This window comes from Arthrobacter endolithicus (assembly GCF_026627425.1).
Classification (GTDB): domain Bacteria; phylum Actinomycetota; class Actinomycetes; order Actinomycetales; family Micrococcaceae; genus Arthrobacter_M.
Window position 1 is genome coordinate 1 of record NZ_JAPNLH010000035.1, and the last position, 13,917, is coordinate 13,917.

The window sequence follows — 13,917 nt, forward strand, 5'->3', positions numbered from 1 at the left end:
TCATCCGGCTCGCCGCAGCCAAGACCTACTCCCAAGCACCCCACGCAGCATGACACTTTCGCGAGCACATTAGATGAGGCACGCAGGAATCATTTGGCGAGCATATTGACATGAGGCACCACGGAGGCGAAACGGTTTGACCGGCGGAGGGCCCTCACTACCGGCCGGGCCGGTGGCGGCGAGATTGGACGCCTGGCAATGGGAGAAAAGTGACCCTGCATGCCGGAAGTGCCAAAATGGAACAAATGAGCGCAACACGAACTTCTCCCGGAGTGCCAAGCCCCTCCGCGGATAAAACATTCTTCGGCCAACCCAAGATGCTCCTGAATCTGTTCAGCGTGGAACTTTGGGAACGGTTCTCGTTTTACGGCATGCAGGGCATTCTCGCCTACTACATGTACTACACCGCAACCCAGGGCGGTCTGGGGATCGACGAAACCGTAGCCGTCGGGCTCGTCGGAGCGTACGGGGGCGGCGTCTACTTGTCTACTATTCTTGGCGCCTGGCTGGCTGACAGGCTGCTGGGTCCGGAACGGGTGCTGTTCTATAGCGCCATCGTGATCATGGCCGGGCACATATCCTTGGCGCTGCTTCCCGGCGCCGGCGGACTGACGGCGGGACTGATCATGGTCGCCATTGGCTCCGGTGGGCTTAAGGCGAACGCCACGTCCCTGGTCGGTTCGCTGTATGGGGAGAAGGATGATCGGCGGGATGCCGGTTTCTCCATCTTCTACATGGGAATCAATATCGGTGGCCTGATAGGCCCACTGCTGACCGGACTGCTACAGACCACGCTCGGTTTCCACTACGGCTTCGGTGCCGCCGCCGTAGGGATGGCAATCGGACTGACGCAATACGGGCTGACGCGCAGGAATCTCCCCAAGGAAGCCCATCTGGTGGCCAATCCGGTCCCGCGCAGCCGCTACCGGCTGATGATCGGCGTCGGTGCTGCCGCCGCCGTCGTCGTGATCCTTGCGGTGCTGACCGGGCTGGTGACCGCCGAGAACCTGAAGTGGGTCGTCGTCGGCATCGTGGTGGTCGCGACGATAGCCTATTTCGTGGTGATACTTTCCAGCAGGAAAGTCGACGCCCAGGAGCGGAGCAGGGTCTACTCGTTCATTCCCCTGTTTATTGCCAGCGCGGCCTTCTGGTCCCTGTTCCAGCAGCAGTTCACCGTGGTAGCCCTCTATGCTGACAAGCGCCTGGACCGGAACCTTCTGGGCTGGGAAATGCCCGCCAGTTGGGCCAGCTCCATCAACCCGGTGTTCATCATTGTCTTCGCCGGCATCTTTGCGGCATTGTGGACCAAGCTCGGTTCCCGGCAGTGGACCACGCCGGTGAAGTTCGCGGCAGCGCTGGTGGTCATGGGTCTGGCCTACCTCAGCTTCATCCCCGTGGCGGGCGTGGCGTCGGTGCCGCTGCTGGCCCTGGTATGGATTCTGCTGCTGTTCACCATCGCGGAGCTGCTGCTTTCCCCCGTTGGGCTCTCCTTGGCCACGAAACTGGCGCCCACGGCGTTCCACACTCAGATGGTCGCACTGTTCTTCCTCTCCGTAGCGCTGGGGACTGCGCTCTCCGGGGTGTTTGCCGGTTATTACCACGAGGACAATGAAACACCTTACTTTGCCGTGATCGGCCTTACGGCAATAGTGCTCGGCATAGTGCTGGCGCTGGCCGCCAAGCCCATTAGAAAGCTGATGGCGGGGGTGCACTGACCGGGACTCCGGATGGCGTCACGGATAGCTGATCCTGCTTCGGGCCGGTCCGTTCCGGCGCGGCCTCGAAGGGCGTTAAGCAACATATCCGACGTGTGGTGCCAACCACGGCTTCATTCTGGCATGCTGGAACCATGTCTAGCCGCGCGGGCACTGTAGCCCTTCCTTCGGACCTTGTTGACCTCACCGCCCTTCTGGACGCCTATTACGATGTCGCGCCGGATCTAACCGACCCCGGTCAACGAGTTGCCTTCGGGACCTCCGGCCACCGGGGGTCCAGCCTGCGGGCCTCCTTTAACGATGCGCATATTGCTGCCATTACCGCAGCGATCGTCGAATACCGGGCAGGCCAGGGCATCACCGGCCCGCTGTTTCTGGGGAAGGACACGCATGCGCTCAGTGAACCGGCGCAAAACACCGCGTTGGAGGTGCTGGCCGGATACGGCGTGCAGGTGCTGGTCGATGCCCGGCACGGCTACACGCCCACTCCCGCCGTCTCGCACGCCATTTTGACCTACAACCGTGGCCGCGGCCACGGCGATGGGCAGGCCGACGGGATCGTGGTGACCCCGTCGCATAATCCGCCGGGAGACGGAGGATTTAAGTACAATCCCCCGCACGGAGGGCCGGCTGACTCGGACGCCACCGGTTGGATTGCCGACCGTGCCAACGAGTTGTTGGAAAACGGCCTGCGCGGAATTCGCCGCACCCCCCTCGCCGACGCACTGACGGCGGAAACAACGGGAAAGTTTGATTTTCTCAGCAGCTATGTTGATGACCTGCCCTCGATTCTGGATCTCGATGCCATCCGGAACGCCGGAGTGCGGATCGGCGCGGATCCGATGGGTGGGGCGTCCGTGGATTACTGGGGGGAGATCGGCGAGCGGCATAACCTCAATCTCACCGTGGTGAACCCGACCATCGATCCGCAGTGGGCCTTCATGACGCTGGATTGGGACGAGAAAATCCGGATGGATTGCTCCTCGCCCTTTGCGATGGCGTCCCTAATCAAGGCCATTGCGCCCGCGGGCGGCGCATCCGGCGCCCGGTCCACGTATGACATTGCGACCGGCAATGACGCAGATGCTGACCGGCATGGAATCGTCACCCCTGATGGTGGCCTGATGAATCCAAACCATTACCTCGCCGTTGCGATCCAATACCTGTACACGCACCGCACCCAATGGTCCGCAACGGCCAGCGTGGGCAAAACCCTGGTCTCGTCCTCGATCATTGACAAGGTCGCGGCGGATCTGGGCCGCCAGCTGATGGAAGTACCTGTTGGATTCAAATGGTTCGTCCCCGGGCTGCTCTCCGGGGAAGGCGTTTTCGGCGGGGAAGAATCCGCAGGTGCGTCGTTCGTGAAGAAGGACGGGTCGGTTTGGACCACGGACAAGGACGGCATCCTGCTGGCCCTGCTGGCCTCAGAGATCACCGCCGTTACGGGGAAAACTCCTTCACAGCATTACGGTGAGCTGACCGCCCGCTTTGGTTCGCCGTCGTACGCGCGCATTGATGCCGCAGCCAGCCGGGAGCAGAAGGCCAAGCTGGCCAAGCTCTCCGCCGCAGACGTGACTGCGACCACCCTCGCCGGTGAGGAGATTACCGCCAAACTCACCGACGCCCCCGGGAACGGCGCGCCCATCGGCGGGCTGAAGGTCACCACGGACAGTGCCTGGTTTGCGGCCCGCCCCTCCGGCACCGAGGATGTCTACAAGATTTACGCCGAGTCCTTCAAGGGAGATGAGCACCTCAAGCAGGTGCAGGCGGAGGCCAAGGCACTGGTCGACGGCGTCATCGCCTGACCGACGCTGGCCCCTTGGTCCGCCCCGCGCACCGGCTAGCCATGGACGCCATATTCATGGCTGCTGTGACCGGCCGGCTCGAGCTGGAAGGTGGAATGCTCCACGCTGATCTTGAAGTGTCCCGCCACGCAGTGCTGCAGCAGATCCAGAAGCTGTGGCGCGTGGCCGTCGTGGAAGCAGCCGTCATCCACCACCACATGCGCCGTGAGAACCGGCAGACCACTCGCGATCTGGGTGGCGTGCAGATCGTGCACCGCGATCACGTGCGGGACCTCAAGGATGTGTTGCCGGACGCTGGCCAGGTCCAGGCCCGATGGCGTCGATTCCAGTAGAACGCTGATCGTCTCCAGCAGCAGTTTGATGGTCCGCGGCAGGATGAGCACGCCGATGAGCATCGCCACAACCGCGTCCGCCTGGAGCCAGCCGGTCAGTGAGATCACCAGCGCGGCTACGATGACGGCAACCGAGCCAAGTGCGTCGTTGACCACCTCAAGGAAGGCGGCACGCATATTGAAATTCCGGTCCCGTCCAGCTGCCAAAACCAGCAGCGAGATGATGTTTCCGGCCAGGCCGATGACCCCAAAGACAGCCATTTCGGTGGAGGCGATGGTGGTCGGATGGATCAGCCGCGCAATGCCTTCCACCAGGACCACGAGGCCGACGGCGAGCAGCACCGCCGCCTGCGCCGTCGCCGCCAGCACCTCGGCACGGGCAAAGCCCCAGGTTCTGCGGTCCGAGGCCGGCCGGGCCGTCAAGCGGGCGGCCAGCAGCGCCATCCCCAGCCCGGCAGCATCCGTCAGGACGTGCGCGGAGTCAAAGAGCAGCGCCAGTGAGCCGGTCAACCAAGCGCCGACCAATTGAAGGAAAAAGACCAGCACCGTGATCCCCAGGGCCACGGCCAGCCGGCCCTGGTGCGAGCCGGCTGCGTCATGTGAATGCCCATGGCCCTGCGGATGCTCGTGTCCTGACATGTTCCAATCCTACGGGCGGTCCACTCAGGTCGCGGCGGCTGCCAGGGCGTCCCAGGCGAAGGAAGCCAGCCAATGCGAGGAGACGTACTCCTCCGTCATTACGGCGGGCAAACCTGCAGTCAGCAGGGACTGCGCTCCTCGGCGGAGAAGTGGGATCTGATTTTCCGCCGTGCCGGCTGCCGATTCACCCGCGCTTCGCCCCGCTGCTGAGCTGATTTCCGGTGCTGGGCTGACCCCCAGTGCTGTGCTGATCCGCAGCAGCGCTCCGGCCCGGGAGAGATTGAGCCCGTCCAGGTGGGCCATTTGCGGGTCGGACGGGTCCGTCACGCTGATCGCAGTCAGGATGGGAGCCGACTCGGCCAGGTCCGGCAGGAAGCCGCGGAACCAGGTTCGGAACTCTCCGGCGGGCAGTACCGTGGCCATCAGATCCGCTTCTGTCAGCCCTGCGGAGAGGAAGTCCTGGCCGCTCAATTCCCATTCCTGGGCCCAGTTCCGGTCCGTGCCGAAGAGGCGCAGCGCAGCGGCAGTCAGCAATGTAGCATCAGCCTCCCGCCCTAGATCCCGGGCTGCGGAAATCAACAGGCCCAGGCCAAAGGCGGTGTTGGAGTGGACTCCGTGCCGCACGGGATGCTTAATCGAGGTCGCCCAGTCGTCCGCGTTGGCATAGACGGCCGCCACCAAGGGCTCCAGGGCTGCGCGCCAACGGTTGGCGTCGCCGTCGTCGAACATTTCACAGGCAGCGGCAAGTCGCGCCGCCCAGGCCCAGCCATACGGCCGTTCGAAGGTGCGGTGCGCACCAACGTACGCCGCCTCCAGCGCCACATTAGCCGCCGTCAGGTTCGCGTTGACCAGCCCGCGCAGCGCGCTCTCCTGTTCCGCGGGCAGCCCGTGAGCCAGCAGCCGGACACCGAGCCAGTGCATGTGGACGCAGGAGTGCCAGTCATAGGAGGTGTGAAACGCCGGGTAAAGCCCTTCCGGCGCCGCAACGTCCCCGGGCTCCTGTACCAGATGCTGCAGGTGGTAGGGATACTTCTGCAGCAGATTAGCGCGCACAATGCCGGCGTAGACCGGGGCCAACTGATCCTTCAGGGCCTGCATTGCCGAGTCGGTGAAATCCATTGCTGCCTTTCGTGAGAAGCCAGAGAGGAACATGATCAGGATATTGGCCGACAGGATGAACCGCGCCTTCCCGGATCGCCGCCTGGCGCGCGCCCTCTGCTGGCCCAGGCACTTCAGAACGGTTCCCAGAAACGGCCCCGGCGATGATGCGCGAGTACCTCGTTGAGCGCAGAGCTCAGTTGGCGCCGGCGCAGAGCGCGTAAAACTTCGCATGCCGGGGCGGGTATTCTTAGCTTCGGTCAGCGGCAGGTCTGATCAGCGCAGATCCGATTAACGGCAGTTCCGGCCAACGGGGCAGGGAGAGACCATAAATGAACACCCTCGGTACCACATGGGCGGTCCATGGTGACGGCAAGACCATTAAACCCGGAGACGTCGTCGCCCCGCACGAGAGACTGAGCTGGCCACGGACCACCGGGATCGGGCTGCAGCACGTCGTCGCCATGTTTGGCTCAACTTTTTTGGTGCCGATCCTGACGGGAATGCCCCCGGCCACCACACTTTTCTTCTCCGGCGTTGGGACAGTCCTGTTCCTGATCATTACCGCCGGCAGGATTCCCAGCTATTTGGGGTCCAGCTTTGCGTTCATTGCCCCCATCACTGCGGCCCAGAGCGAATTCGGAATCGGCGGGGCGTTGGGCGGGGTGGTCATGGCCGGCGTGGTCCTGGCGGCGATCGGCCTGCTGGTGCAGCGCTTCGGGGCGGCCTGGATCAACCTGGTCATGCCGCCGGCCGTGACCGGGACAATTGTGGCGCTGATCGGGCTGAACCTGGCGCCGGCGGCCAAGGGCAATTTCGACAAGGCACCCGTCACGGCGCTGATTACGCTGGTGGTTATTTTGCTGGTGAGCGTGCTGTTCCGCGGCATTCTGGGCCGGCTGTCCATCCTGGTCGGGGTGCTGGTCGGTTACGTTGCCGCGGTGCTGCGCGGGGAAGTGGATTTTGGCAGCATCAATACCGCCTCATGGATCGGCCTGCCGCCCTTTCACCTGCCGGAGTTCCATTTTGCCGTCGTCGGCCTCTTCGTTCCGGTGGTTCTGGTGCTGGTCGCGGAGAACATCGGCCATGTGAAATCCGTGGCACTGATGACCGGGAAGAACCTGGATCCACTCGCCGGGCGCGCCCTGATCGCTGACGGCGTGGCCACCACCCTTGCCGGCCTGGGCGGGGGCTCCGGCACCACCACCTACGCTGAAAACATCGGCGTGATGGCGGCGACTAGGGTCTACTCCACCGCAGCCTACTGGATAGCGGCATTCGCGGCCCTGCTGCTGAGTTTTTGCCCGAAGTTCGGTGCCGCCATTGCCACCGTGCCGCCGGGAGTGCTCGGCGGTGCGGCCACCATGTTGTACGGCATGATCGGCGTGCTGGGCGTGCGGATCTGGGTACAGAACAAGGTCAACTTCTCCAACCCGATTAACCTCACTACCGCCGCCGTCGCGCTGGTAGTGGGAATTGCTGACTACACCTGGAGCATTGGGGACCTGCAGTTCGCCGGCATTGCGCTGGGCACGGCCGCCGCGCTGGTGATTTACCACGGCATGAGCGCGCTGGCCCGCTGGCGCGGGACGGCGCCGGATCCGCGCGAACCCGAAACCGGTTCCCCGGACGAGCTGGGCCCGGACTCCCGGGGCGCAGAGATCTAACCCAACGAGGTAGCAGCAAAGGCAGCCATTTCGCGATTTGGGTGCAGCTGCTGCTACCCGGTTGGGTCAGACGCCGTTCAGTGCTTCCGCGGTGGCCAGCGCTACATATCGGGCCGCATGCAGCTGCGCTTCCTCGCCGGAGCGCGCCACCTCCGCCGCGCTGGCCGCCGCCACCACTCCGTGTTCGGCCAACTGCGCCGGTGTCACTTCGATCCGACCGGCCACGACGACGACGGGCAGCCCACGGGCGTTGGCCGCATCCGCGACGCCAATCGGAGCCTTGCCGGAGAGGGACTGCACGTCCAGCGAACCTTCGCCGGTGATCACCAGGTCAGCCTGCGCTAAAGCGCCGGCCAGTGAAGTCAGCTCTGCGACCAACGCGAAACCGCCCTCGATGTCTGCCCGTGCATAGGCCAGGAACGACGACGGGAAGCCGCCGGCCGCGCCGGCTCCGGGGACGTCGATCTCCGTACCCGTGGCAGATCGAATCACGGAGGCCAGGTTCCGCAGCCCCGCGTCCAGCATTTCCACGGCCTGGGGATCGGCGCCCTTCTGCGGGGCGAACACATACGCAGCACCGTTCGGGCCACAGAGCACGTTGTCCACGTCCACGGCCAGTCGGATCCGGGCCGCGGCCAGCCGGGGGTCCAGCCCCGTCGCATCGATGGTGGCCACCTCGCCCAGCGATCCGCCGCCGAGCGGTACCAGGTTGCCGCGGACATCCAGGAGCTGCAGTCCCAGCGCGCGGAGCGCTCCCGTGCCGGCATCGCTCATCGCCGAACCGCCCAGGCCGAGGATGATGTCGGTGGCACCGGCATCGAGCGCCGCGGCGATCAGCTGTCCGCAGCCATAGGAGTGGGCGCGCAGCGCGTTTTCCCGAGTTGGTTCGCAGAGCAGATAGCCGCTGGCCTGTGCGGTCTCGATGACCGCCGTCGTGCCTTTGATCGCCCAGGCAGCTCCCACAGGTTTGAGGATCGGTCCCACCACGGCATTAAGTCTCTCCTCGTACCCGGCGGCGAGCGCGGCCTCCAAGGTGCCCTCACCGCCGTCGGCCATCGGCAGTGTGGTCACCGTCGCTTCGGGATAAACCCGCAGCACCCCCTCCGCCATTGCTGCGGCCGCCTCCGCAGCCGTCAGGGTGCCCTTGAATTTATCCGGTGCTATCAGAATCCGCATGGCTCCATCCTGCCAGTTAGCCGCTGGCTTACCGAACGCGCGGCCGGCCGGTCCGGGGAGCCAACGGACCGGTCCGCGGCACAGCTCACACCCAGTAGCCGCGCTCCCGCATGACCTCAGCGAGCAGGTCCGCACGGTCCGTCATGATGCCGTCCACACCGAGCTCAAAGAGCGCATGCATCTGCGCCGCGTCATTGATGGTCCAGACGTGCAGCTTAAGCCCCAGTGAGTGGGCCCTGGCCACAGATTTGCCGGTGACCACCCGGATGCCGCGGTAGCGCACCGGCACTTGGATGCAGTCCACATCCCGCAGGATGCGGCGCAGTAGCGGATGCGGCAGCCATGGTCCGAGAAAAACGAACGCCACCAGCCGGGTCCTGCCGGCGGAACTCACCACCGGGCGGGAGAGCCGTTTGAGCACAGCGCGCCGGCGCCGGTCGGAGAAGGAGGCCACGCAGACTCTCTCATGCAGCCCGAATTCCTCGATGGCGCGGGCCAGCGCCGGCACCGACCCGGCGTCTTTGACGTCCAGGTTCATCCGGATGCCGGGAAGTGCAGCCACCAGCTCGGCAAAGGTCGGAATGGCCTCCGTGCCGCCGATCCGTGCCCGCGACACCTGCTCGGCCGTCAATGCGCTGATGTCGCCTTCCCCATCGGTGACACGAGCCAAAGTGGCGTCATGGAAAACCAGCAGCACGCCGTCCGCCGTGGTGTGCAGATCCGTCTCCACGTAGCTAAAGCCAAGCCCGACGGCGGCGCGGAAGGCCGGGACCGAATTCTCCAGACCGCGCCGGGAAAAGCCACGGTGCGCGAAGGCCACGGGGACATCGGATGCCAGGAAGGGTTTGCTCACGCTCTCACGCTTTCGTCAGTCCGGCGAGCCGTGCCTCCAGGACCTGAGCTACGCCGTCGTCGGAAAAATCCGGTGCCTGCAGCGCCGTGGCTGCCCGCGCCCGTTCGTGCCCACTGGCCATCGCGTAGCCGGCGCCGGCCCAGCGCAGCATTTCAATGTCGTTGGGCATATCCCCGAACGCCACCACGTCACGGGCTGCAATACCGCGGGACGCGGCGTAGTCCGCCAGCGTCACCGCCTTATTGATGCCGTGCGGACCCATTTCCAGCATGGCGGTGACGGCGGCCGAATGGGTCACGGCAAGCAGCCGGTCCACCGAAGGGCGAACCTTGGCCAGAAAGGCGTCCGCGCTGCTGCCCCGGGTAACCGCCAGGAGTTTAACCACTGCGGATTTGGCGGTGACGGTTTCCTGCAGCGGGGCCGGTGTTATGTGGGCCAGCAGGTCCAGTGCCCCGGGCTCCAGGAAACCGGGCTCCAAATGGAACCCGTCGAGCGTCTCCACCGCGAAGACCGAGTCGGGGACCAGTTCCTTGATGATCTCCCGGGCCTGCAGTACCGACGCCAGCGGCAGCAGGTGCGACGAGGTCACCCGTTCGCTGACCAGGTCATAGACCACCGCTCCATTGGAGCAAATGACCATTCCGGTGTGGCCGATCTGCTCACGCAACGGGTCCAGCCAACGCGGCGGACGTCCCGTCACAAAGACGATTTCCACCCCGGCATCCGCGGCGGCCCGGAATGCCCGGATGGTACGGGGGCTGATTTTCCCGTCATGACCGAGGATCGTTCCGTCGATGTCGCTGGCAATTAACCGCATGCTCACAGGCTATCGGATGCCATCGGGCTGATCTGCGAACGAGCGAACTTCTCCGGCACGGCGCTCAGCCCGCTGCCGCAATAAGTCCCCGGCAGCGCTGCTCAAGGTAGCGCACCGCGTGGTGCAGCTGGGAAAACGCCTCATTCGTGGTCTGTCCGTGAAAGTGCCTGTAGTAGATCTGCTGCGCGATCACCGCCAGCCGAAAAAGGCCAAACACCTCATAAAAAATCCAGTCCGCGGCGGGCATGGACAGTCCCGTTCGCGCCGCGTAGTACTCCACCACCTCGGACCGCGTCAGCATGCCGGGCAGATGAGTGGGCTGGCGGCGCAGTATCTGGAAGACCTCGTCGTCGTCGGCCTGGACCCAATATGCCAGCGCTCCGCCGAGATCCATCAGCGGGTCCCCAAGCGTGGCCATCTCCCAGTCCAGGATGCCCACCACGGCGGGCTGCTCCTGCGCCAGCCATCCCGGCCGCGGCGCGGAGAGCACCATATTGTCCAGCCGGTAGTCATTGTGAATCACGCAGGTGCCCAAGTCTGCCGGCTGCCGTGCGTCCAGCCATGCAATTACCGGCTCAAATCCGCCAACGTCCGCGGTCTTCGCTGCGACGTACCTCGTGGACCAGCCCTGGACCTGGCGCGCCACATAACCGTCGCCGCGCCCCAGTGCACCCAACCCTGCGGCCTGCGCATCCACCGCGTGCAGTTCCAGCAGCCGGTCCAGTACATCCGTGCACAGCCGGCGCGCCTGACCTGGTTCGAGCACCACTCCCAGCGGAAGATCCCGACGCAGAACGGCACCCTCCAGCCGCTCCATCAGATAAAAATCCGATCCGATCACGGCGGGATCGTGGCAAAACGCGACCATCTCAGGCACAAAATCATACACCGGCTTCAGCTGTCGCTGGATGGTGAATTCGCGGCCCATGTCGTGCGCGCTGCGGGCCTTGCTGCCGGCCGGGGGCCGCCGCAGAACCAGCTCCCGCTGAGGGTAGCTCAGCAGATACGTCAGATTCGAGGCCCCGCCGGCAAACTGCCGTACCTCGGGAAGCCCCGACAACCCCCGCAGGTCGGGTGCCCGCTGGCTTCGCTGCTGAGCGGCCGCCTGACGCTCCAACCATCGGGCGACGGCGGCGACGTCGAAGGCATCTTCGGCCCGGACGGCGCCGGCGTCCTCTGGCTCACTCATCGGCTGTTTTTGGCCGGTATTTACGCAGCTCGTAAGCGGCGACGACGCCGAGGTGCACCTCATCGGGACCGTCGGCCAGCCGCAGGGCACGGGCGTGGGTCCAGGCCGCGGCGAGTGGAAAATCATCTGACAGGCCGGCCGCGCCGTGCAGCTGGATGGCCATGTCAATCACTTTTTGTGCCATCTTCGGCACCACCGCCTTAATCTGGCTGACCTCCGCGACAGCGCCGTCGGTGCCCTGCGTATCCAGCAGCCACGCCGCATGCAGCACCAGCAGTCGAGCCTGATCAATAGCTATCCGGGCTTCGGCGATGCGCTCCCGGTTTCCACCCAGATCCGCCAGCGGCTTGCCGAACGCCGTCCGGCTCAGAGCCCGTCGGCAGCCAAGCTCCAGGGCGCTTTCAGCCAGCCCGATCAGCCGCATACAATGGTGCACCCGGCCCGGGCCCAGCCTGCCCTGCCCAATGGCAAACGCCTGCCCCGGTCCGGCAATGACATTAGCCAGCGGAACGCGCACGTCGGTCAGGGAGATTTCACCGTGGCCGCCGGGCTCATCGTAAATTCCCATCGTCGGGAGCATCCGCTCTACGGACACTCCTGCGGTGCTGCGCGGTATCAGAACCATCGAATGCCGGGCGTGCCGGGGAGCCTGCGGATCCGTCAAAGCCATCACCAGCAGGATGTCGCAGTCCGGGTGCCCGACGCCTGTGGACCACCATTTGCGCCCCTTTACCGTGACGTGGTCACCGGAGACGGTTGCCGTGGTTTCCATGCTGGTCGCATCCGAAGAAGCCACCGCGGGCTCCGTCATGGCAAAGGCACTGCGGATCCGCCCGTCCAGCAACGGATCCAGCCATTGTTCACGTTGCGTTGCGGAACCGTATTTGATCAGCACCTCCATATTTCCGCTGTCCGGGGCGTTGCAGTTGAAAACCATCGGCGCCAGAAAGGACCGCCCGGTGAGTTCGGCGATCGGCGCATAATCCGCATTGCTCAGGCCCGCACCACCCCGCGGTAGGTAGCGCGCATCCAGCACATCCTCGTATCCGGCGGGAAGGAAAAGGTTCCACAGACCCTCCGCACGCGCCTTGACCTGCAGCTCGTTAAGAACAGGCAGCGGGCGCCATTGCCGGCCGGCGGTGCGCGCCTGCGCCAGCTTTCTGCCGTACTCCTGTTCCACCGGCATAATTTCAGCGGCGATGAAAAGAGCCACCCGTTCGCAGAGGTCTGCGGTACGCGGGGAGGGGGAAAAGTCCATGCCGCCACCTTATGGCCCAATACCGACAATCAATAGGGGCCGGTTTAGATCCGTGGCTGCGCTGCCTCCGTCGATTCGGCGCCGCCCACCACGGCCTCGGCGGTGCCGTCCGGGCGCAACATCCAGCCCACTCGCTTGGGGCAAGCGAGCATCACCACGCTCTCCAGCAGCTCTATGCCGGGAATGTTTTGTTGCAGGCTTAGTTCAACATCCATGACGTCGGCAACCGAATGAAGCCACATGATGACTGTGAAATTGCTCTGGCCCGTGGTCGACGCGCTGAACCTAACATTGCGCATCCGCCGTATTGTGGCCGCCGCCGCCTCCTGTTGCCCGGGCGGAACCTTGACGAACCATTGGCAGGTGACCGGGAGGCCCGAGAGGCTTTGCGCAATTTCACATCGGAAGGACACAACATTTGAGGCCAGTACACGATTGAGCTGTCGCTGCACAGTTGCCGAAGTCCGACCCAAGGCGCGGGCGATCTGCGCGGCCGTGACCCGGCCATCGGCCGCCAGGAATGGCAGCAGATCCAGATGATTTTTGGGAAGCGGCCCGTCTAAGCCATCAACCCGGGCCAGCGACTGCATCTTTTGCTGCTGAGCGCGGCTCAAAACGTTCAGCCGCCACGAGCTGCCGTTTTGATGTTGCCGGGTGCACAGCGATGTCTCGTAGCCCAGCACGCTGTGGATGGCGCGAATACGAGGGATGACCTCGGTGCTGAGCTGAGTCATCGACTCCGTGATCACCGTCAACATGAGCGCACGGCTGCTGGCCGTCTGTTCCACTGTCATTATTTCCGGCACGGCACAGAGCGCCTCCACGACACGCGACTGGTCCACCATGACGCAATCGACTCCTATGAATGACAACGACACCGACTGTGGGTCGCCCGTTGGGTGCGCCGTAACCCAAGCGAATCCCGAGGCTCTAAGTCGCTCCCACCGCGCGGCCAAACTCGTCGGATGAACGCCCAGCACAGCTGCCACCTCCACCCAGCCAGCCCGCGGCGCAATCTGGAGCGCATGGATCAAGGCCAGATCGTCCTCACTTAGCTGAGTTTCGCGTTCCATCAGACGATCCTCGCAGATGATGCATGAAAATGTTCTTATGAGCTAAATTTTTGCATATTTTCAGGGATACGCATGGTCATGAGCCAAATCACCTCAGACTAAAGGGGCTCTTCAGAATTGAGAGTGTAGTCAGCGTTGCCGCGTTAGGAGTCCGTGGGCGGCAGGTTGTTTCGGTTGAGGTGAGGGCCTTGGGAGAGAATCGGATTGTCTAGATCGTGATTCCTCTACCGCAAGGCCCTCGTGTTCCACGCTACCTTCCATAGCCCTGACCTGACCACGTTCTGCCGCCTCGATG

11 protein-coding genes are annotated in these 13,917 nt (G+C 64.3%); 3 read left to right on the forward strand and 8 right to left on the reverse strand.

Translation table 11 applies throughout. The features are described from left to right. Window positions 1-236: 236 nt before the first annotated feature. Window positions 237-1,715 carry a peptide MFS transporter gene (locus tag OS914_RS17555; RefSeq protein ID WP_420713993.1) on the forward strand — a complete coding sequence of 493 codons (1,479 nt, stop codon included), beginning with the start codon at window positions 237-239 and terminating at the stop codon, window positions 1,713-1,715. A gap of 134 nt (window positions 1,716-1,849) precedes the next feature. Next, on the forward strand, window positions 1,850-3,520 hold the full coding sequence (gene pgm / locus OS914_RS17560; protein ID WP_267547351.1) for a phosphoglucomutase (alpha-D-glucose-1,6-bisphosphate-dependent): 1,671 nt from the start codon (window positions 1,850-1,852) through the stop codon (window positions 3,518-3,520). 35 nt (window positions 3,521-3,555) lie between these two features. Here pgm and OS914_RS17565 read toward each other — a convergent pair whose 3' ends face one another. After that, entirely contained in the window at window positions 3,556-4,491 is a 936-nt protein-coding gene (locus OS914_RS17565) for a cation diffusion facilitator family transporter (protein ID WP_267547352.1), read from the reverse strand. A 24-nt stretch (window positions 4,492-4,515) separates the two neighbouring features. Beyond that, complete coding sequence (locus OS914_RS17570) at window positions 4,516-5,610, reverse strand: DUF2891 family protein (RefSeq protein ID WP_267547353.1); 1,095 nt, start codon at window positions 5,608-5,610, stop codon at window positions 4,516-4,518. Window positions 5,611-5,921: 311 nt separating this feature from the next. Here OS914_RS17570 and OS914_RS17575 point away from each other — a divergent pair, with 311 nt between their 5' ends. Next, window positions 5,922-7,256 (forward strand): uracil-xanthine permease family protein, encoded by a 1,335-nt coding sequence (locus OS914_RS17575; protein WP_267547354.1) that lies wholly within the window; start codon window positions 5,922-5,924, stop codon window positions 7,254-7,256. Window positions 7,257-7,322: 66 nt separating this feature from the next. Here the strand turns inward: OS914_RS17575 and OS914_RS17580 are convergent, their stop codons facing one another. From OS914_RS17580 to OS914_RS17605, 6 genes are all read right to left on the reverse strand, one after another. Continuing rightward, the gene (locus OS914_RS17580; protein WP_267547355.1) at window positions 7,323-8,432 is read right to left on the reverse strand and encodes a glycerate kinase; all 1,110 of its coding nucleotides are present in this window, start codon (window positions 8,430-8,432) and stop codon (window positions 7,323-7,325) included. An 85-nt stretch (window positions 8,433-8,517) separates the two neighbouring features. Beyond that, on the reverse strand, window positions 8,518-9,285 hold the full coding sequence (locus OS914_RS17585) for a glycerophosphodiester phosphodiesterase family protein (protein WP_267547356.1): 768 nt from the start codon (window positions 9,283-9,285) through the stop codon (window positions 8,518-8,520). A gap of 4 nt (window positions 9,286-9,289) precedes the next feature. After that, on the reverse strand, window positions 9,290-10,102 hold the full coding sequence (locus OS914_RS17590) for an HAD family hydrolase (protein ID WP_267547357.1): 813 nt from the start codon (window positions 10,100-10,102) through the stop codon (window positions 9,290-9,292). 64 nt (window positions 10,103-10,166) lie between these two features. Next, on the reverse strand, window positions 10,167-11,291 hold the full coding sequence (locus OS914_RS17595; RefSeq protein ID WP_267547358.1) for a phosphotransferase family protein: 1,125 nt from the start codon (window positions 11,289-11,291) through the stop codon (window positions 10,167-10,169). Continuing rightward, window positions 11,284-12,549, reverse strand: a complete 1,266-nt coding sequence (locus OS914_RS17600) for an acyl-CoA dehydrogenase family protein (protein WP_267547359.1) — start codon at window positions 12,547-12,549, stop codon at window positions 11,284-11,286. Before OS914_RS17600 ends, OS914_RS17595 begins: the two co-directional genes overlap by 8 nt. Before the next feature lie 44 nt (window positions 12,550-12,593). Further along, entirely contained in the window at window positions 12,594-13,622 is a 1,029-nt protein-coding gene (locus OS914_RS17605) for an Lrp/AsnC family transcriptional regulator (RefSeq protein ID WP_267547360.1), read from the reverse strand. Between the last annotated feature and the right edge of the window lie 295 nt (window positions 13,623-13,917).

What these genes read in the sequence shown, in the direction of transcription:
- pgm (WP_267547351.1), top strand. Translation starts at nt 1,850, where the DNA reads ATGTCTAGCCGCGCGGGCACTGTAGCCCTTCCTTCGGACCTTGTTGAC.
- OS914_RS17590 (WP_267547357.1), bottom strand. Translation starts at nt 10,102, where the DNA reads ATGCGGTTAATTGCCAGCGACATCGACGGAACGATCCTCGGTCATGAC.
- OS914_RS17565 (WP_267547352.1), bottom strand. Translation starts at nt 4,491, where the DNA reads ATGTCAGGACACGAGCATCCGCAGGGCCATGGGCATTCACATGACGCA.
- OS914_RS17595 (WP_267547358.1), bottom strand. Translation starts at nt 11,291, where the DNA reads ATGAGTGAGCCAGAGGACGCCGGCGCCGTCCGGGCCGAAGATGCCTTC.
- OS914_RS17600 (WP_267547359.1), bottom strand. Translation starts at nt 12,549, where the DNA reads ATGGACTTTTCCCCCTCCCCGCGTACCGCAGACCTCTGCGAACGGGTG.
- OS914_RS17555 (WP_420713993.1), top strand. Translation starts at nt 237, where the DNA reads ATGGAACAAATGAGCGCAACACGAACTTCTCCCGGAGTGCCAAGCCCC.
- OS914_RS17580 (WP_267547355.1), bottom strand. Translation starts at nt 8,432, where the DNA reads ATGCGGATTCTGATAGCACCGGATAAATTCAAGGGCACCCTGACGGCT.
- OS914_RS17575 (WP_267547354.1), top strand. Translation starts at nt 5,922, where the DNA reads ATGAACACCCTCGGTACCACATGGGCGGTCCATGGTGACGGCAAGACC.
- OS914_RS17570 (WP_267547353.1), bottom strand. Translation starts at nt 5,610, where the DNA reads ATGGATTTCACCGACTCGGCAATGCAGGCCCTGAAGGATCAGTTGGCC.
- OS914_RS17605 (WP_267547360.1), bottom strand. Translation starts at nt 13,622, where the DNA reads ATGGAACGCGAAACTCAGCTAAGTGAGGACGATCTGGCCTTGATCCAT.